This is a genomic window from Streptomyces sp. NPDC034086, from assembly GCF_055575515.1.
Genome location: NZ_JBVISM010000002.1, coordinates 857,869 through 876,373, shown reverse-complemented (window position 1 = coordinate 876,373; position 18,505 = coordinate 857,869). Strand labels below are relative to the sequence as shown.

Sequence of the window (18,505 nt, the reverse complement as noted above, 5' to 3'; positions counted from 1 at the left end):
GCACCCTACCGGGCGGTACGCCCCTTGGTCAGCCTCCGCCGGCGCCACAGGACGACGGGGACGGCCCCCGCGAGGCCCAGGGCGGCCGGCGCGACCCCGGCCGGGCCCAGCCCGCTCGCCTGCGGCGAGTGCAGCGGCGCCGGGGGCTGCTTGCCGATGCCCGGCTGGTCGAAGGTGTCCGGGACGGGGAGCGTGGACCAGCGGGTGACCGGCCACGCCACGACCACGGCCCGGCCGACGACGTCCTTGACCGGGACGAAGCCCTGGGTGGAGTCCTGCTGGTGGTAGCGGGAGTCCTGGGAGTTCTGGCGGTGGTCGCCCATCACCCAGATCTTGCCCTTGGGCACCGTGATCGGGCCGAACGGGAAGTCGTCACAGGCCGAGTTGCCGGGGAAGATGTACGGCTCGTCGAGCGCCTTGCCGTTGACGACGACCGGTCCCCCCTTCTTGCACTCCACCGTGTCCCCGCCGATGGCGATGGTCCGCTTGATCAGGTCCTTCTCGTCGGCGGACGGCATCAGGCCGATCTTGCTGAGGATCTGCTGCGCGATGTTGGGCTCCGGGGTGGGCTCCCCGGCCAGCCAGTTCGCGGGGTCGTGGAAGACCACGACCTCGCCGCGCTCGGGCTCCGAGCCGAACCACGGGGTCAGCTTGTCCACCAGTACCCGGTCACCGCGCTGCAGGGTGTTCTGCATCGAGTCGGACGGGATCGAGAACGCCTGCACCAGGAAGGTCTTGATCAGCAGGGCCAGCAGCAGGGCGATACCGATGAGGAGCGGGAGCTCCTTCCAGAAGGAACGCTGCGGCCTGCCCGCCTCGGCGTCCTCCTCCGCGGTCTCGTGCCCGACGGCGTCGTCCGGCCGCTCCTCACCTTCATCGCGTCCGGATCGTGCGCCTACCGCCACATCCCCCACATCCACTCCTCACTCGGAAAACCGCCGCCCGCTCCGGGATCAGACGCGGGCCCTCCCCTCCCCTAACGAGCGGGAGTTCCCTAAGGCGCGGGAGACCAGGGCCACACTATGCGAACGGCGTGCCCCGGCGGCGCCGACCGGGCCCGCGCCGCCGGCCGCCGCGGACGGGATCCGGCACCGACAGGAAGGTCGCCGGCTGGTCGAGTCCGCGCCAGTGGCCGAAGGGCCAGGCGATCACGACCGCCTGCCCGACCACGCCCTTCTCGTCGATGGTGCCCTCGAAGGCCTCGTCGAGGTGGTAGCGGGAATCGGCCGAATTCGCGCGGTGATCGCCCATCACGAAGAGCCGCCCGGCCGGCACGCGCACCTCGAACCGGATCTCGGAAGGAGCGTTGCCGGGTGACACGTAAGGCTCATCGAGCGGCGCTCCGTTGACGGTCACCCGGCCCCGGCCGTCGCAGCACTTGACGGTGTCCCCGCCGACGCCGATGACCCGCTTGATCAGGTCCTGCTCGTCCGCCGAGGGCAGCAGGCCGATGAAGGTGAGCGCCTGCTTGATCTGCCTGACGCCCGCGGGGTCCGGAGCGGGCCTCGCGGCCTCGCCCTTGAGCCAGCCTCCCGGGTCCTTGAACACGACGACGTCGCCCCGCCGGACCTCCGACCCGAACCAGGGCGTGAGCTTGTCCACCAGCACGCGGTCGCCGATCCGGATCGTCTGCTCCATCGAGCCGGACGGGATGAAGAACGCCTGCACCAGGAAGGTCTTGAGGACCAGGGCGATGCACAGCGCGACCGCCACCAGCAGCGGCAGCTCGCCCACCCGGCGCGTACGCCTGCGCCGGCGCACCCTGCGCGCCAGCCGTCGCCGCTCGGCGCGCCCGCCGGGCTCTCCGGGACCGGCTCCGTCGGCGCCGGACGCCGGTGCCGGTGCCGGTCCCGGTCCCGGTGCCGCCGGCACGGGGCTCCCCGACGCCTCCCGCGCGTGCGACGGCTCCTGCCCCGGCCCGGATCCGCGCCGCGGCCGCTCGGGCTCGGGTTCCCGGTCCGGCCCGGGCCGGCGTCCGCCCCTCGGGCGGCCCCGGCTACCCATGTGGGCCGTCCCCGGTCCGCGCATCCGGCACCGAGCCCCAGCGCGACACGGGCCAGCCGATCCAGTCGGCCCGCCCGATCACCTTCTCCACCGGCACCATCCCGCCGCCGGGCTCGCCCAGGTGGTCCCGGGAGTCCCGGGACTGGGAACGGTGGTCGCCCATGACCCACAGGGTCCCCAGGGGGACGACGATCCGGAACGGCACCTTCGAGGCCGCGTCCCCGGGATACAGGTACGGCTCTTCCACCGGTACGCCGTTGACCTGGATCCGGCCCGCCCCGTCGCAGCACACCACGTCGTCCCCGCCGACGCCCACGACCCGCTTCACGAAGTCGGTGTCCGAGGGCTCCACGAGCCCGAGCGCCGAGAAGGCCCCGCGCACGGCGTCACCGACCGGGTTCCCGCCCGCGGGTTCCCGTACGAAGGACCCGGCGCCGTCGAAGACCACCACGTCCCCCCGCCGGGGCACGGCGCCGAAACGGTACGCCAGTTTGTTGACCAGGACCCGGTCGCCCACCTCCAGGGTCGGCTCCATGGAACGGCTCGGGATCTGGAAGGGCTGGACCACGAAGTTGGCGAAGAGCAGCAGGAAGAGGGCGCACAGCGCGCCGAGGAGCCCGGCCCGGCGCCAGGAACGGGAGCCGGCCCCGGAATCGGAACCGGAACCGGAACCGGAAAAAGCAGAACGCGGCCGCCCCTCCCCCTGTTCGGGAGAGGAGTGGCCGCGCTGTGTGAGCTCTGCTTCGGTGTCCATCGGGTGCGAGCCTATCCGCCCGTCCCCGGGACCCGGAGGGGAGATCAGCGGTCGCGCTTCTCCTTGATCTTCGCGGCCTTGCCGCGGAGCTCACGGAGGAAGTACAGCTTGGCGCGACGCACGTCACCGCGGGTGACGAGCTCGATCTTCTCGAAGATCGGGGAGTGGACCGGGAAGGTGCGCTCCACGCCGACGCTGAAGGAGACCTTGCGGACGGTGAAGGTCTCGGAGACGCCAGAGCCCTGGCGACGGATGACAACGCCCTTGAACTGCTGGATACGGGAGCGGTTGCCCTCGATCACGCGGACGTGCACGTTGATGGTGTCACCGGGGCGGAAGGCCGGGACGTCCGTGCGCAGGGAGGCGGCGTTGACGCCATCGAGCAGGTGAGACATGTTGTTCGTCTGCTTTCTTCGCACGACGCCACAGGTCGCCGGTGCGGGTTTCCGGAGAGAATTCGGGAGCCGTGGCACTCCCCGTACGGCGGTCCCCCTGTGGCAGGAGCGTACGGAAGCACACAGCAGCCGCCTATTCTTCCACGGCCTCCGGCCTGCGCCAAAATCGGCCGTCCGCCGACGGCTTCCAGCCCAGGATGCCGAGGATCTCGCGGTCCTTCTTGTCGAAGGCGGAGGCCTCGCAGCGCTCGATCAGGTCGGGGCGGTTCCGCGCCGTGCGGCGGAAGGCCTCGTCGCGGCGCCACCGGGCGATCTTCCCGTGGTGGCCGCTGAGCAGCACCTCGGGGATGCCCCGGCCCCGCCACTGCGGCGGCTTGGTGTAGACGGGCCCTTCGAGGAGGTTGGCCATCTCGCCGGGGGCGAAGGAGTCGTCCCGGTGCGATTCGGCGTTGCCGAGCACACCGGGCAGCAGCCGGGCCACGGCCTCGGTGACGACCAGTACGGCCGCCTCCCCGCCCGCCAGGACGTAGTCGCCGATGGAGACCTCGTAGACCGGCATACGCGTCGCGTACTCGTCCATGACGCGGCGGTCGATGCCCTCGTACCGGGCCGGGGTGAAGACCAGCCAGGGGCGCTCGGAGAGCTCGACGGCCAGCTCCTGGGTGAAGGGCCGGCCGCTGGGCGTGGGCACCACCATGACCGGGCCGTGCGCGCCGGACTCGTAGCCGTCGGCGAGGACCGCGTCGAGGGCCTCTCCCCAGGGGTCGGTCTTCATAACCATGCCCGGGCCGCCGCCGTACGGGGTGTCGTCGACCGTGTTGTGCCGGTCGTACGTCCACTCCCGCAGGTCGTGCACGTGCACGTCGAGCTGTCCGCGGGCCCTGGCCTTGCCGACGAGGGAGACGTTCAGCGGCTCCAGGTACTCGGGAAAGATCGTGACGACGTCGAGCCGCATCAGTCGTCGTCCCCGGACTTCTCGGCGCCCTCGGTGTCCGCCGCCGCGGCCTCGTCACGCGCCGAGACGACCACGGCGCGGTCGTCGATCAGCCCGGGCGGCGGGGTGATGACGCAGCGCTGCTCCTCCAGGTCGATCTCGGCGACGATCTCCCCGACGAAGGGGATCATGACCTCGCTGCCGTCCGGGCGCTCCACGATGAAGAGGTCCTGCGACGGCAGGTGCGAGATCTCGGTGATCCGGCCGATCTCGGTGCCGTCCTCGAGCACGACGTCCAGGTCCATGAGCTGGTGGTCGTAGTACTCGTCCTCCTCCTCGGGCAGTTCCGCCGGGTCGACGTCCGCGATCAGGAGGGTGTTGCGCAGCGCCTCGGCGCCGGTGCGGTCCTTGACGCCCGCGAAGCGGAGCAGGAGCCGGCCGCTGTGCACCCGGCCCGTCTCGATGGTCAGCGGACCCGCCGACGCCGGTTCGGTCCGCAGCACGGCGCCGGGCGAGAGCCGCAGCTCCGGCTCGTCGGTCCGCACCTCGACGGTGACCTCACCCTTGATCCCGTGGGCGCGGCCAACCCGCGCGACTACCAGCTCCACCTTTAACTCCTGTTCGGAACGACAACGGGCCGGGGCGGGCACGTATGCCCTCCCCGGCCCGTGCCGGTGTTCAACTGCTCAGCGGACCTGGTCCACGTCGACGAGGTCGACGCGGATCCCCCGGCCGCCGATGGCGCCCACGACGGTACGCAGAGCACGTGCGGTGCGGCCGTTGCGGCCGATCACCTTGCCGAGGTCGTCGGGGTGCACCCGGACCTCCAGCACCTGCCCGCGGCGCAGGTTGCGCGAGGCGACCTGCACGTCGTCGGGGTTGTCCACAATGCCCTTCACGAGGTGCTCAAGAGCCTCCTCGAGCATGCTCAGGCCTCGGTCGACTCGGCGGCGGCCTCGGCCTCGTCCGCCTTCTTGTCGGCCTTCTTCTTCTGCGTGATGGCCTCGCCCTTGCCCTCGCCGATGCCCTCGAGGGCCTTAGCGAACTCGTCGAAGGAACGACGCTTGTCTTCCTTCGTCGCCGGCTGCAGCAGCGGCGCCGGGGCCGGGAGGCCCTTGTGCGCCTGCCAGTCACCGGTGAGCTTCAGGATGGCGAGGACGGCCTCGGTGGGCTGGGCGCCCACGGACAGCCAGTACTGCGCGCGCTCGGCGTTGACCTCGATGCGCGAGGGGTTGTAGGTCGGCTGGTAGATGCCGATCTCCTCGATCGCGCGACCGTCCCGGCGGGTGCGGGCGTCGGCGACGACGATGCGGTAGTGCGGGGAGCGGATCTTACCGAGGCGCTTGAGCTTGATCTTGACTGCCACTGGAGTGGTGTCTCCTGAACTTGACGTGGTTGGGCACTTGAGATGCCACGTGGGGTTGCGGTACTCGGGTGCCCGATGGACGCGTCAGCCGGAGGAGAGAGGGGTCCTATGCGACTGTCGAGTACAGCTGCCCATTGTGCCACATGCCCGCGTCCCGCCCGACAGGCGGGAGCCACCGTCCCGCCCCGGCGGGACGGTCCGGTCACCGGGCCCGTACGGCGGCCCCGCGGCCGCCCCCGGCCCGGTCCGGGCACGTCACCGCCCCGCCGGGAGGCGTCGCGTCAGGAGGCGGCCGCGGTGGCGACCTCGGGGATCCGGAAGGGCTTCATGCAGCCGCCGCACACGATCGGCGCCTGCGCCAGCACGGAGGGGACCACCCGGACGTTGCGGCCGCAGTCGCAGACCGCCTTGACCCGTACGCCGCCACCCGAGGAGCCGTGCCGGGCGGCCGGACCCCGGAAGCTGCGCTTGGTGTCGGCCGAGGTGGCCGCCGTATGCGCCTTCAAGGCGCGCTGGAGCCGCTCGATGGTGGGACGGTAGCGCTTCTTGGCCTCGGGATTGAGGGTGACCAGGGAGAACCCGCTGCTGGCGTGCGGCTCCTCGGAATGGTCGAGCCCCATCTCCTCGGCGATCGCGAGGAATCTGCGGTTGTGGTAGCGGCCGGCGCGCGAGGTGTCGCGCACTCCGCGGGCGGCCGCGATGCCGTGGACTGCCTCGTGCAGCAGTCGCTCGAAGGAGAGCTCGGCGCCGCAGGCGGACGAGGACTCTCCGATCAGGGACTCGGGCGCGGCAAGGTCAGGCAGCTCGGGGTGGTACCGCTGAATGTCGGCCCACGCCTGCGCCAGCTCTGCGGCGAGAACAGGTGGTGTCGTGCTCACGTCGTGACAACGAGCCGGGGTGCCCCGGTGTTCCGATTCCGGGCCATTCCAAATTTTTTGCACGTACCAGTCAGTTCAGTCTGATGCGTCCTAGCGAGGACGGGTGCGCATATCCCCGGAGGAGTCGGTACGTAACGAGGACTATCGACGCCGACGCCCCCGGAACGCGGCCGCTGCCGCGCGCCAGGGGCGTCGGTGGAGATCAGTAGGAGCGCGCGACGATGGCGAGCGTACCGGGGGCGTCGTCGGCCACCGGAACCGACCCGTCCTCGGCGATCAGGCAGCGGACCGAGACGGCCTGCTCGCCCAGCTTGGCCTCGCCCTCCGGGCCGAGGTCGGCCCACGGGATGCGCGCCCAGCCGCCCGCGATCGCGGCCTCGGCCGCCTCCTCGATCGTGGCGACGTCGCTCGTACGGGACTCCCGGCGCTCGCGGGACTCGCGCAGCAGCTGCGCCTGGTCCTCGTCGAGCACCTTGGGCAGCAGGTCGGCGAGGGCGTCGATCTGCACCGGGGTCTTCCCGCCCGGGATCCGGCGGGCCAGCATCGCGGTGCCGGCCTCCAGGTCGCGGGGGCCGATCTCGACGCGTACCGGTACGCCCTTGAGCTCCCAGTCCACCGCGCGGCGGCCGAAGGGGGTGTCGACGCGGTCGTCGACCTGGACGCGGATGCCCGCGGCCTTGAGCCGGGCACCCAGCTCGCGGACCTTCGCCACGGCCTCGTCGCCCTTGATCGCCATGACGACGACCTGGACGTGCGCCAGGCGCGGCGGCACCCGCAGGCCGCTGTCGTCGCCGTGGGACATGATCAGACCGCCGACCATGCGGGTCGAGACGCCCCACGAGGTCTGCCAGACCAGCTCCTGCCGGCCCTCCTTCGAGAGGTACTGGGTGTTGAAGGCCTTGGCGAAGTTGGTGCCGAGCTCGTGGCTCGTACCCATCTGGAGGGCCTTGCCGTCACCCATCATGCCCTCGAGGGTGAGGGTGTTGATGGCGCCGGCGAAGCGCTCCTTGGCGGTCTTGCGGCCGAGCACGACGTCGATGCCGAGCACGTTCGTCATGAAGTCGCCGTAGACGTCGCGGTGGATGCGGGCGGCGTAGTCGCGGGCGTCCTCGTACGTGGCGTGGGCGGTGTGGCCCTCCTGCCAGAGGAACTCGCTCGTACGGAGGAACACGCGCGGACGCATCTCCCAGCGCACCACGTTGGCCCACTGGTTGATCAGCAGGGGCAGGTCCCGGTAGCTCTGGACCCACTTGGAGAAGTAGTCGTTGATGATCGTCTCGGAGGTGGGCCGGACGACGACCGGCTCTTCCAGCTCCTTGCCGCCACCGTGGGTGACGACCGCGAGCTCGGGGGCGAAGCCCTCGACGTGCTCGGCCTCCCGCGTCAGGTACGACTGCGGGATGAACAGCGGGAAGTACGCGTTCTGGGCGCCGGCGTCCTTGATGCGGGCGTCCATCTCCTGCTGCATCCGCTCCCACAGGCCGTAGCCGTACGGACGGATGACCATGGTGCCGCGGACCGGACCGTTGTCGGCCAGCTCGGCCTTGTTGATCAGATCCTGGTACCAGCGGGGGAAATCCTCCGCCTGCGGGGTGAGAACGGGTGCCTTTGCCATGGCGCGAATGGTACGGCGCCGGGCGGGCCGAGCGTGAATCGGGTGGCGCGCTCCTCTGGACGCGGGGGCGAATGGGGAGTTCCCTGGCAACGGGGGCATGGGGGCGACACGGAATCAGGAGCGCTCTTTCGATGACACCGACGCCGACGGCGACGCTCGCCGCCCGGGACTGGGCGGAGATCCAGGAACGGATGCTGGTACCGCTGTACGAGGCGGTCTACGACCGGCTGGAGATCGGGCCGGGTGACCGGCTGCTGGGCCTCGACTGCGGGGCCGGGCTGGCCCTGCTGCTGGCCGGGGGGCGGGGTGCCGCCGCCACCGGCGTGGAGGCGGATCCGGCCCGCCGGGCACTGGCCCGCGAGCGGCTGCTGGAGGTGGTGCCGGTTCCCCCGGTGCCCCCCGCGCGGCCCTACGACGTCCTGCTGGCCTTCGCGCCCTCCCCGGGCGTCCTGGCCGCGGCCCTGCCGGCGGTCCGCCGCGGCGGCGCGGTGGTGCTGGCCGGCTGGGGCCCGCCGGAGCGGTGCACGGTGCCGGCGGTGCTGGGCGGCGGCCCGGCGGTCCTGGACCTGGACGCGCTGGCGGCGCGGGCGGGGCTGGTCCCCGACGGGTCGGGGCGGGTGTTCTGCCCGTTCGGGTACGCGGACGTGGACAGCGCGGTACGGGGTCTGCTGTCGACCGGGCTGTACGGCGCGGCGGATCCCGGCCAGGCGGAGAAGGAGCTGTCGGAGGCCCTTCACCCGTACGAGCGGGCCGACGGCGCCGTCTGGCTGCCGAACATCTTCCGCTACGTCGTCGCCCGCGTGGCCTGACCGGTGGGCGCCGCCCGCCCGGCCGGGGCGGGGGGCGCCGCCTACTTCGCGAGGCGGGGGATGCCGGCCGCCGCGTACGCCGCCTGCTCGTCCAGGGTTTCGGCCGCGAGCAGGGCCTCCGCCAGGGCGTCGAGCTTCGGCCGGTGCTCGCGCAGCAGGCGGCAGGCCTCCGCGTAACACTCGTCGACGATCCGCCGCATCTCGTGGTCCACGGTGTCGAGGGTGGTGGGGGCGGCGGACAGGCCGTACGGGCCCTGTCCGTCGGACGGGATGGCGGTCAGCTTGCCGACGCGCTCGCTCATGCCCCAGCGGCCGACCATCCCCCGGACGATGTGGGTGACCTGCTCCAGGTCGTTCTCGGCGCCGGTGGTGACCACGTGGTAGACGGTCTCCTCGGCCGCCATGCCGCCGAGCGCGCCGATGACGCGGCCCCGGAGGTACTGCTCCGTGTACGCGTACCGGTCCGCGTCCGGGGTGGAGAGGGTGACGCCGAGGGCCCGGCCCCGGGGCACGATGGTGATCTTGCGGACGGGGTCGGCGCCCGGCTGGAGCATGCCCAGCAGGGCGTGGCCGCTCTCGTGGTAGGCGGTGCGGCGCCGCTCCTCCAGCGGCATCACCAGGGGCCGTTCCGCGCCGAGCTGGACCTTCTCCAGCGCGTCGGAGAGGTCCGCCTGGGTGACCTCCCGCTGCTCGCGCTTGACGGCCAGCAGCGCGGCCTCGTTGGCCAGGTTGGCGAGTTCGGCCCCGGTCATCCCGGGGGTGGTCCGGGCCACCTGGGCGAGGTCGACCCCGGGGGCGAGCGGGATGTCGCGGGTGTGGATCCGCAGGATCGCCTCGCGGCCGTCGCGGTCGGGTGGGGAGACCACGACCGTGCGGTCGAAGCGGCCGGGCCGGGTCAGGGCCGGGTCGAGGACGTCCGCCCGGTTGGTGGCGGCGAGGACGACGACGCCCTCCGAGCCGGAGAAGCCGTCCATCTCGGTGAGGATCTGGTTGAGGGTCTGCTCGCGCTCGTCGTGGCCGCCCATGCCCGCGCCGCCGCCGCGCACCCGGCCGATGGTGTCGATCTCGTCGATGAAGACGATGGCGGGGGCCACCTTGCGCGCCTCGGCGAAGAGCTCCCTGACCCTGGAGGCACCGACCCCGACGATCATCTCGATGAACTCGGACGCGGACGCGGAGAAGAACGGCACCCCGGCCTCGCCCGCGACCGCCCGCGCGAGCAGGGTCTTGCCGGTGCCGGGCGCGCCGGCGAGGAGGACGCCGCCGGGCATCCGGGCACCCATGTCGCGGTAGCGCTGCGGGTTCCTGAGGAAGTCGACGACGTCGTTGAGCTCGCCCTCCACCTCGTCGATGCCGGCGACGTCCTCGAAGGTGGTGCGCGGGGCGCCGGCCTGCAGTTCCACGGGTTTGGGCGGACCCTTGCGGCCCAGCCCGCCCATGCCGCCCATCGCCGAGCCCATCCGGCGGGCGATGAGGAGCCACAGGCCGACCAGGATCAGCATCGGGGCGAGGGAGATGAGCAGGTTGGCCAGGAAGCTGCGCTGGACGACCACCGGGGAGGCGGTGACCGTGACGCCCTTGGCCGTGAGGCTGGACCACAGCTGGTCGTCGGCGAAGGCGGGGCGCTGGGTGACGAACTTGGTGTAGTCGCCCTTGCCGCCGGGGACGGGCCGCTCGCTCTTGAGCTGTCCCTGGATGGCGTCGCCCTTGGAGTAGATCTTCGAGACGTTGCCGTCGCCGACCTGCTTGCTGAACTCCGTGTACGAGATCGTCGGCTCGTCGCCCTCGTTGTAGAAGGACAGCACGAGGTTGGTCAGCAGGAAGACGATCAGGGCGGCGAGCACCAGTCCGCGCCAGCCGCCGCCGGGCATCTTCCGCTTGGCGGGCGGGGCGGGCGGGGCGCCCTCCGAGCGCCAGGGGGTGTCGGCCCGGTCGCGTGGCGGTACGGGGGTGGGGCTGGGCACGTGGGCCTCCTTATGCCGTCCTCCCGGCCGACCATAAGCGACAAATCGCCCCCCTGCCCGCGCAGACGGGGAAGGGCCCCGGTCGCCTGACGCGCCCGGGGCCCTTCGGTGTCCGCTTGCGCGTCCCTTACTTCATGAACTTCTTGAACTCGTCCGGCAGGTCGAAGTCCTGACCCGGCACGCCGCCGCCGGCGGGGAGTCCGAACGGGCTGCCGCCCGCGGCCGGGGCGCCGGGCTGCGGGCCCTGTTCGCGGCGGGCCGCGGCGGCGGCCTCCTCTTCCTTGCGCTTCATCGGGTTGCCGCTCTTGCGCTTGCCCTTGGCCTGCTTGACCTGCTTCTTCTGCCGGCCGGGACCGCCGCCCATGCCCGGGATACCGGGCATGCCGGGCATGCCGCCGCCCTGGGCCATGCGGGACATCATCTTGCGGGCCTCGAAGAAGCGCTCCACGAGCGACTTCACGGCGCTGACCTCGACACCGGAGCCCTTGGCGATACGGGCGCGGCGCGAGCCGTTGATGATGTGCGGGTCCTGGCGCTCGGCCGGGGTCATCGACTTGATGATCGCGGCGGTGCGGTCGACGTCCCGCTCGTCGATGTTGTTGATCTGGTCCTTGATCTGGCCCATGCCCGGCAGCATGCCGAGGAGCTTGGAGATGGAGCCCATCTTGCGGACCTGCTCCATCTGGGCCAGGAAGTCGTCGAGCGTGAACTCCTTCGGCCCCTTCGCCAGCTTGGCCGCCATCTTCTCGGCCTCGGCCTGGCTGAAGGTCTTCTCGGCCTGCTCGATGAGGGTGAGCATGTCACCCATGTCGAGGATCCGGCCCGCCATGCGGTCCGGGTGGAAGGCGTCGAAGTCGTCGAGCTTCTCGCCGTTCGAGGCGAACATGATCTGCTTGCCGGTGACGTGCGCGATGGAGAGCGCCGCACCGCCGCGGGCGTCGCCGTCGAGCTTGGACAGCACCACGCCGTCGAAGCCGACGCCGTCGCGGAAGGCCTCGGCGGTGTTGACCGCGTCCTGGCCGATCATGGCGTCGACGACGAAGAGGATCTCGTCGGGGCTGACGGCGTCGCGGATGTCCGCGGCCTGCCGCATCAGCTCCTGATCGATGCCGAGGCGGCCGGCGGTGTCGACGATGACGATGTCGTGCTGCTTGGCACGGGCGTACTCGACGGAGTCCTTGGCCACCTGGACCGGGTCGCCGACGCCGTTGCCGGGCTGCGGCGCGTAGACCGCGACGCCGGCGCGTTCGGCGACGACGCTGAGCTGGTTGACGGCGTTGGGACGCTGGAGGTCACAGGCGACGAGGAGCGGGGCGTGGCCCTGCCCCTTCAGCCAGAAGCCGAGCTTTCCGGCGAGGGTGGTCTTGCCCGCACCCTGGAGACCGGCCAGCATGATCACGGTGGGTGCGGTCTTGGCGAAGCGCAGCCGGCGGGTCTCGCCGCCGAGGATCGTGACGAGTTCGTCGTTCACGATCTTGAGGACCTGCTGGCCGGGGTTGAGCGCCTTGCTGACCTCCTCGCCGCGTGCCCGCTCCTTGACGTTCGCGATGAACGAGCGGACGACGGGGAGGGCGACGTCGGCCTCAAGGAGAGCGATACGGATTTCCCGCGCCGCCGCGTCGATGTCCTGCTCGCTGAGGCGCCCCTTGCCACGGAGGCCCTTGAAAGTATTCGCCAGGCGGTCGGAGAGAGTATCGAACACGGCGCTCGTTGGTCCTTGGGGGTCGGGGGCGGTGGATCGCCCTCCAGGGTATCCGGCCCCGCAAACGAATCGACCTCGCCCGCCGGATTCGGCGGGCGAGGTCATGGCCCCGGAGGCCGGGGAGCGCTCCCGGCCCCTCCCCACCCCGTACCGCAGGGGCGATCACCCCCGCCGGGCGCGGCGGTCACGGGCGTCACGCCAGGGCGGTCTCCACCCGTCCGGCCAGGGCGGCGGCCTCGGGCGGGAGGAGGGGTTTGCCGTCGGCGTCGACGACGTACACCGTGTCCACCGCGTTCGCGCCCAGCGTCGAGACGTGCGCGCTGCGCACCCGCACCCCCGCCGACTCCAGGGCCCGGCCGATCCGGTGCAGCAGGCCCAGCGCGTCGGGCGCCCTCACCTCCAGGACGGTGGCCAGGGAGGAGACCTCCGGCACCACCGTGACCCGGGGCGGCGGCGGGACCACGCCCCGCCGCCGGGGGTACGCCGCCTCGCGGGCGGCCAGCTTCGCCGGGACGTCCAGCGTGCCGTCCAGCGCCCGGACCAGGTCGGTCCGCAGCTGGGCGGCCTGGGGCAGCGCCCCGTACTCGGCGGCCACCCGCCAGCGCAGCACGAGCACCTCGCCCGTCAGCCCGGCCGGCTCCAGGAAGCGCAGGTCGGCGGCCCGCACGGTCAGCCGGTGCAGCGCCAGCACCCCGGACACGGCCGGCAGCACCCCGGGCTGGTCCGGGACGGCGACGACCAGCTCGACCCCGACCGCGTCGTCCTCCTCCTGGCGGGCGTGCAGCGCGAGCACCGGCTCGCCCGTGCGCAGCGCCTCGACCGCCAGGCGTTCCTGTTCGATGGTCGGGATGTCCGGCTCGGTGCCGGCGGGCGGGGAGCCGCGCAGCACGGCGGCGGCCCGCGCCACGAGGTCGGCGACCAGCGAGCCGCGCCAGGTGCTCCAGGCGGCCGGGCCCGTGGCCAGGGCGTCGGCCTCCGTCAGGGCGTGCAGGACCTCCAGGGTGGAGAGGGAGCCGACGGCGTCCGCGACGGCCCGTACGGTCGCCGGGTCGTCCAGGTCGCGCCGGGTCGCGGTGTCCACGAGCAGCAGGTGGTGGCGTACGAGCGTGCCCAGCACGGCGGCGTCCTCCGCGTCGAAGCCGACCCGCCCGGCCATGTCGCGGGCGATGGTCTCGCCCACCAGGGAGTGGTCGCCGGGCCAGCCCTTGCCGATGTCGTGCAGCAGGGCCGCCATGAGCAGCAGGTCGGGGCGGCCCACGCGGCGGGCCAGCGCGGAGGCCCGTACCGCCGTCTCGATCAGGTGCCGGTCCACCGTCCAGGTGTGCACGGGGTTGTGCTGGGGGCGGCAGCGCACCCGCTCCCAGTCGGGGAGCAGCCGGCTGATCAGCCCCTCGGCCTCCAGCGCCTCCCACACCCCCACCATCGGCTCGCCCGCCCCCAGCAGGGTCAGCAGCTGCTCCCGGGCCTCCGCCGGCCAGGGCACGGGCAGTGGCCTGGCCTGCGCCGCGAGCCGCCGTACGGCGTGCAGCGAGACGGGCAGGCCCGCCTGCGCGGCGGCCGCCCCGAACCGCAGCGGCAGGACGGGGTCCCGTTCGGGCCGCGCGGCCAGCGCCAGTACGGCCTCGCCGTCGGACTCCACCACCCCGTCGGCCAGCGGTGCCCGCTCGGGTGCCGCCGTGCCCCGGTTCCCGAGCAGCCCGCGCAGCCTCGGCCGGGCGGAGCGGGCGCGCAGCACCCGCCCGACCTCCCGCCAGGTGACGTCTCCGGCGTACGCGATCACCCGCGCGGCCTCGTACACCTCGCGCAGCAGCGCGTCGGCGTCGAGCAGTCCCAGCCGGGCGGCGACCTGGGGCTGTTCCTGGAGGGCGAGCCGGTCCGTGGCCCGGCCCGTCACCAGGTGCAGCGCGTCGCGCGCGTCCAGCAGCCGCCGCCGGGCCTCGGCCAGTCCCTCGCGCGGGGCGTCGGCCAGCCAGGACGCGGCGACGGCCCGCAGGACGGTGGCGTCGCGGAGGCCGCCGCGGGCCTCCTTGAGGTCGGGTTCCAGCAGGAAGCGCAGCTCCCCGGCCCGCTCGGCCCGCTCCCGGCACAGGGCGTGCAGCTGCGGGAGCCGCTTGGCGGCCTGGTTGCGCCAGTCGGCGAGGACCGAGGTGCGCAGCCCGGCCAGGAGTCCGGCGTCGCCGGAGACGAGCCGCGCGTCGAGGAGTCCGAGGTGGGCCTTGAGGTCCTCGGCGGCGGTCTTGCGGGCCTCGCCGGGGGTGCGTACGGAGTGGTCGAGGGCCAGGCCGAGGTCCCACACGGGGTACCAGAGCCGGTCGGCGAGCGCGCTCAGTTCGGCGGGCCGCGCCTTGCCGTCGTGGAGGAGCAGCAGGTCGAGGTCGCTGCGCGGGGAGAGGTCGGCGCGTCCGTAGCCGCCGACGGCGACGAGGGCGGCGCCCCGTACGCCGGTCTCCCGTGCGGCCCGCGCGAACTGTGCGTTCAGCCATTGGTCGGTCAGCCCGGAGAGGGCGGAACGCCGGGAAGGCCCGGACCGCGACTCCTCCTGGAGGAGTCGCAGCCGGGCCTCGGCGTAGCCGCCGGGACCGGAGCCGGCCGGGTCGTCCTGCGTGGTCTCTTCGACGCTCGTCACCCGGGGCTCCCGTCGTCTAGAGCGCGTCGGCGCCGCGCTCGCCGGTGCGGACCCGGACGACCGAGTCCACGGGGACGCTCCACACCTTGCCGTCGCCGATCTTCTCGGTCCGGGCGGCGCTGACGATGACGGAGATGAGCTCTTCGGCCTCCTCGTCCTCGACGAGCACCTCGATGCGGATCTTCGGTACGAGGTCCACGGTGTACTCGGCGCCGCGGTAGACCTCGGTGTGGCCGCGCTGGCGTCCGTAGCCGCTGGCCTCGGAGACGGTGAGGCCCTGGACCCCGAAGGCGTGGAGGGCTTCCTTGATCTCGTCCAGCTTGTAGGGCTTGACGATGGCGGTGATCAGCTTCATGCGTCGACCTTCTTGTGCGCGGCGGCTGCGGGGGCGGGTGCGGCGGTGTTCCGTGCGGAGATCCCGCCGCCGGCGCCGCTGAAGTCGTAGGCGGTCTCGGCGTGCTCGACCTGGTCGATGCCGGAGACCTCGACGTCCTCCGCGACCCGCATGCCCATGGTCCTGTCGAGGAGGAAGGCCAGGATCGCGGATGCGACGAGGGAGTAGGCGAGGACGGCGAAGACCCCGATGGCCTGCTTGCCGAGCTGCTCCAGGCCGCCGCCGTAGAAGAGGCCCTTGGCGTCGGACTGGACGCCGCCGGTGGCGAAGAGGCCGACGAGGAGGGAGCCGGCGATGCCGCCGACCAGGTGGACGCCGATGACGTCGAGGGAGTCGTCGTAGCCGAACTTGTACTTCAGGCCGACGGCCATGGCGCACAGCACACCGGCGATGGCGCCGACGGCGATCGCGCCGAGCGGGCTGACGGAGCCGCCGGCCGGGGTGATGGCGACGAGGCCGGCGACGGCGCCGGAGGCGGCGCCGAGGGTGGTGAAGGAGCCGTGGCGCAGCTTCTCGTAGGCGAGCCAGGCGAGCATGGCGGCGGCGGTCGCGACCTGGGTGTTGACGAACATGACGGCGCCGACGCCGTCGTCGTTGCCGAGCCAGGATCCGGCGTTGAAGCCGAACCAGCCGAACCACAGCAGGCCGGCGCCGAGCATGACGAGGGGCAGGCTGTGCGGGCGCATCGGGTCCTTCTTGAAGCCGACGCGCTTGCCGATGACCAGGATGACGCCGAGGGCGGCGGCGCCGGCGTTGATGTGGACGGCGGTGCCGCCCGCGAAGTCGATGACGCCGAGCTCGAAGAGCCAGCCGCCGGAGCCCCACACCCAGTGGGCGACGGGGAAGTAGACGACGGTGACCCACAGGGCGGTGAAGAGCACCCAGGCGCTGAACTTGACGCGGTCGGCGAGGGCGCCGCTGATCAGGGCGGGGGTGATGACGGCGAACATCAGCTGGAAGACGGCGAAGACGTAGACCGGGATGGTGTAGCCGTCCCACAGCTCGGTGAGGCCGATGCCGCTGAGGCCGACGTAGTCGGAGTTCCAGCCGATCAGCGAGCCCGTGTCGGTGCCGAAGGCGAGGCTGAAGCCGTAGAGGACCCAGAGGATCGTGACGATCCCCAGGCTGATGAAGCTCATCATCAGCATGTTGAGGCTGCTCTTGACGCGGACCATGCCTCCGTAGAAGAAGGCGAGTCCCGGGGTCATCAGCATGACCAGGGCGGAGCAGATGAGCATGAACCCGGTGTTCGCGGCAGACAGGGAGGGGGCGTCTGCTGCGAGGGTCGTGATGGCTGATGCCATCGGCGTCTCCTCGTCGTCGGTACGTTCGCGTGCGGGCGATCGTGGGAAACCTGAGCGGCGGCGTAAGGTCTGGCCGGTTATTGGCCCTGAGATTCGCGCAGGAGGGTTTCCGGCGGCGCCGCTGGGTGTTTCGCGCCGATGACGAAGAGGTCTGGCGTGTTACGCCTCCATGAACCGGTGAAGTGCGGGTCCGGTCGGCGTCATGTACGGGTCAGGGGCGGGTCGGGCCCGGGTCAGGGGCCCGCCCGCGCCGGGAGCGGGCTCAGACGGCCTCTGCGGCCTCGGGCAGGCGGGAGGCGAGGAGGTCGGTCAGCCGGACCACCTCGGCCACGTCCCCGTATTCACGGGCGGCGGTGTCGACGGTCTTGCGGAGCCGGGTGTTCACCCGTTCGGACCGTACTTTTCTCGCCACGTCGAGGGCCTGGTCCACGAGGACGGTGGCCCGTTCCGGCTCGCGCTGGAGCAGGTGGACGGTGGCCATGCCGATGAGGTTCAGGGCGTACGAGCGCTGGTGCTCCTCGTCCTTGGCGAAGAGCTCCACGGCCCGTTCCATCACCGGCTCGGCGAGGGAGGCGTAGGTGGGACTGCGTCCGGCGACGTAGGCCAGGTCCCGGTAGGAGTGGGAGTTCTCGCCGTTGAGTTCCGCCTCGGAGAAGAAGCGGATCCAGTCCGGTTCGGGCTCGCCGTCGAAGCCGACGTCGGAGAAGGTGTCCTCGGCCATGCGCACGGCCCGCTTGCACCGGCTGGGCTGGCCCATGTTGGCGTAGGCCCGGGCCTCCATCGCGTACAGCATGGCCTGGGTGCGCGGCCCGGCGCAGTCGCGGCTGCCGTACTGCGCGAGGTGGATGAGCTCCAGCGCGTCCTCGGGGCGGCCCAGGTGGATCATCTGCCGGCTCATGCCGGACAGGATGTACGAGCCCAGGGGCTTGTCGCCCGCTTCCTTCGCGGCGTGCAGGGCGAGGACGAAGTACTTCTGCGCGGTGGGGTGCAGGCCGATGTCGTAGCTCATCCAGCCGGCGAGTTCGGCCAGTTCCGCGGCGACCTTGAAGAGCCGCTTGGCGACCGGGGCCGGGTGGCTCTCCTGGAGCAGGTCGGTGACCTCGTGGAGCTGGCCGACGACGGCCTTGCGGCGCAGTCCGCCGCCGCACTGGGCGTCCCACTGGCGGAACATCACCGTGGTCGCCTCGAGGAGGTCGAGTTCCGGCTCGGACAGCCGGGGCGGCCGGTGTCCGCCGAGCGCGCCCGACGGCCCGTTCTCGGCGCGCGGTCCGAGGTCGGCGGCCGGGGCCGGGACGAGCCAGCGCTGCATGGGCTCGATGAGGGCGGGGCCGGCGGAGAGGGCGAGCGAGGTCCCGAGGAAGCCCCGGCGGGCGAGCATCAGGTCGCTGCGGGAGAACTCGCTGAGCAGCTCCACGGTCTGCGGCCCCGCCCAGGGCAGGTCGACGCCGGACACGGAGGGGGTCTGGTGGGCGGTGCGCAGGCCGAGCTGTTCGATGGCGACGACCGAGCCGAAGCGCTCGGAGAAGAGCTCCGAGAGGATCCGCGGCACGGGCTCGCGGGGCTGTTCACCGTCGAGCCAGCGGCGTACGCGGGAGGTGTCGGTGCTGATGTGGTGGGCGCCCATCTGCCGGGCGCGGCGGTTGACCTGGCGGGCGAGTTCGCCCTTGGACCAGCCGCTGCGGACGAACCACGAGGTCAGCTGTTCGTTCCGCACAGCGGATTCGCCGCTCGCTCCGCTTGCGCCGTTGCCGCTCACTGGA

General features: G+C 72.3%; 16 protein-coding genes and 1 pseudogene. 1 reads left to right on the top strand and 16 read right to left on the bottom strand.

All coding sequences use genetic code 11. The features are described from left to right. Window positions 1-5: 5 nt before the first annotated feature. The 10 genes and pseudogenes from lepB (ACZ514_RS09435) to proS all read right to left on the bottom strand — a co-directional run bounded on the left by lepB (ACZ514_RS09435) (window position 6) and on the right by proS (window position 7,946). On the bottom strand, window positions 6-914 hold the full coding sequence (gene lepB / locus ACZ514_RS09435) for a signal peptidase I (protein WP_468166666.1): 909 nt from the start codon (window positions 912-914) through the stop codon (window positions 6-8). After that, window positions 874-2,004 (bottom strand): annotated as a pseudogene (gene lepB, locus ACZ514_RS09430) (signal peptidase I). The gene lepB (ACZ514_RS09435) and the pseudogene lepB (ACZ514_RS09430) overlap by 41 nt, the downstream one beginning before the upstream one ends. Then, window positions 1,997-2,758, bottom strand: a complete 762-nt coding sequence (lepB, locus tag ACZ514_RS09425; RefSeq protein ID WP_469124438.1) for a signal peptidase I — start codon at window positions 2,756-2,758, stop codon at window positions 1,997-1,999. The pseudogene lepB (ACZ514_RS09430) and the gene lepB (ACZ514_RS09425) overlap by 8 nt, the downstream one beginning before the upstream one ends. A gap of 44 nt (window positions 2,759-2,802) precedes the next feature. Then, a complete protein-coding gene (gene rplS / locus ACZ514_RS09420) occupies window positions 2,803-3,153 on the bottom strand; it encodes a 50S ribosomal protein L19 (RefSeq protein ID WP_030227407.1) in 351 nt (116 codons plus the stop codon). 133 nt (window positions 3,154-3,286) lie between these two features. Further along, window positions 3,287-4,108: a tRNA (guanosine(37)-N1)-methyltransferase TrmD gene (gene trmD / locus ACZ514_RS09415; RefSeq protein ID WP_469124437.1), complete on the bottom strand. Its 822-nt coding sequence runs from the start codon at window positions 4,106-4,108 to the stop codon at window positions 3,287-3,289. Continuing rightward, window positions 4,108-4,695 carry a ribosome maturation factor RimM gene (gene rimM, locus ACZ514_RS09410; RefSeq protein WP_468166658.1) on the bottom strand — a complete coding sequence of 196 codons (588 nt, stop codon included), beginning with the start codon at window positions 4,693-4,695 and terminating at the stop codon, window positions 4,108-4,110. Before rimM ends, trmD begins: the two co-directional genes overlap by 1 nt. A 78-nt stretch (window positions 4,696-4,773) precedes the next feature. Then, window positions 4,774-5,013, bottom strand: a complete 240-nt coding sequence (locus ACZ514_RS09405; RefSeq protein ID WP_007266827.1) for an RNA-binding protein — start codon at window positions 5,011-5,013, stop codon at window positions 4,774-4,776. A 2-nt stretch (window positions 5,014-5,015) separates the two neighbouring features. Beyond that, the gene (gene rpsP / locus ACZ514_RS09400; RefSeq protein ID WP_125817063.1) at window positions 5,016-5,453 is read right to left on the bottom strand and encodes a 30S ribosomal protein S16; all 438 of its coding nucleotides are present in this window, start codon (window positions 5,451-5,453) and stop codon (window positions 5,016-5,018) included. A 281-nt stretch (window positions 5,454-5,734) separates the two neighbouring features. Further along, window positions 5,735-6,331 carry a hypothetical protein gene (locus ACZ514_RS09395; RefSeq protein WP_468166656.1) on the bottom strand — a complete coding sequence of 199 codons (597 nt, stop codon included), beginning with the start codon at window positions 6,329-6,331 and terminating at the stop codon, window positions 5,735-5,737. A gap of 202 nt (window positions 6,332-6,533) precedes the next feature. Then, entirely contained in the window at window positions 6,534-7,946 is a 1,413-nt protein-coding gene (proS, locus tag ACZ514_RS09390) for a proline--tRNA ligase (RefSeq protein ID WP_468166654.1), read from the bottom strand. A gap of 131 nt (window positions 7,947-8,077) precedes the next feature. Between proS and ACZ514_RS09385 the strand changes: the two genes are divergently transcribed. After that, window positions 8,078-8,755, top strand: a complete 678-nt coding sequence (locus ACZ514_RS09385) for a methyltransferase type 11 (protein ID WP_469124436.1) — start codon at window positions 8,078-8,080, stop codon at window positions 8,753-8,755. A 41-nt stretch (window positions 8,756-8,796) separates the two neighbouring features. Here ACZ514_RS09385 and ftsH read toward each other — a convergent pair whose 3' ends face one another. From ftsH to nsdA, 6 genes are all read right to left on the bottom strand, one after another. Beyond that, the gene (gene ftsH, locus ACZ514_RS09380; protein WP_469124435.1) at window positions 8,797-10,719 is read right to left on the bottom strand and encodes an ATP-dependent zinc metalloprotease FtsH; all 1,923 of its coding nucleotides are present in this window, start codon (window positions 10,717-10,719) and stop codon (window positions 8,797-8,799) included. A gap of 127 nt (window positions 10,720-10,846) precedes the next feature. Further along, window positions 10,847-12,421 (bottom strand): signal recognition particle protein, encoded by a 1,575-nt coding sequence (gene ffh, locus ACZ514_RS09375; RefSeq protein ID WP_468166648.1) that lies wholly within the window; start codon window positions 12,419-12,421, stop codon window positions 10,847-10,849. 193 nt (window positions 12,422-12,614) lie between these two features. After that, window positions 12,615-15,047 (bottom strand): [protein-PII] uridylyltransferase, encoded by a 2,433-nt coding sequence (locus tag ACZ514_RS09370; RefSeq protein ID WP_469124434.1) that lies wholly within the window; start codon window positions 15,045-15,047, stop codon window positions 12,615-12,617. 16 nt (window positions 15,048-15,063) lie between these two features. Next, window positions 15,064-15,402, bottom strand: a complete 339-nt coding sequence (locus ACZ514_RS09365) for a P-II family nitrogen regulator (protein ID WP_361610247.1) — start codon at window positions 15,400-15,402, stop codon at window positions 15,064-15,066. Beyond that, the gene (locus ACZ514_RS09360; protein ID WP_468166644.1) at window positions 15,399-16,745 is read right to left on the bottom strand and encodes an ammonium transporter; all 1,347 of its coding nucleotides are present in this window, start codon (window positions 16,743-16,745) and stop codon (window positions 15,399-15,401) included. The genes ACZ514_RS09365 and ACZ514_RS09360 overlap by 4 nt, the downstream gene beginning before the upstream one ends. 262 nt (window positions 16,746-17,007) lie before the next feature. After that, window positions 17,008-18,501 (bottom strand): transcriptional repressor NsdA, encoded by a 1,494-nt coding sequence (gene nsdA / locus ACZ514_RS09355; RefSeq protein ID WP_468166642.1) that lies wholly within the window; start codon window positions 18,499-18,501, stop codon window positions 17,008-17,010. Window positions 18,502-18,505: the final 4 nt, after the last annotated feature.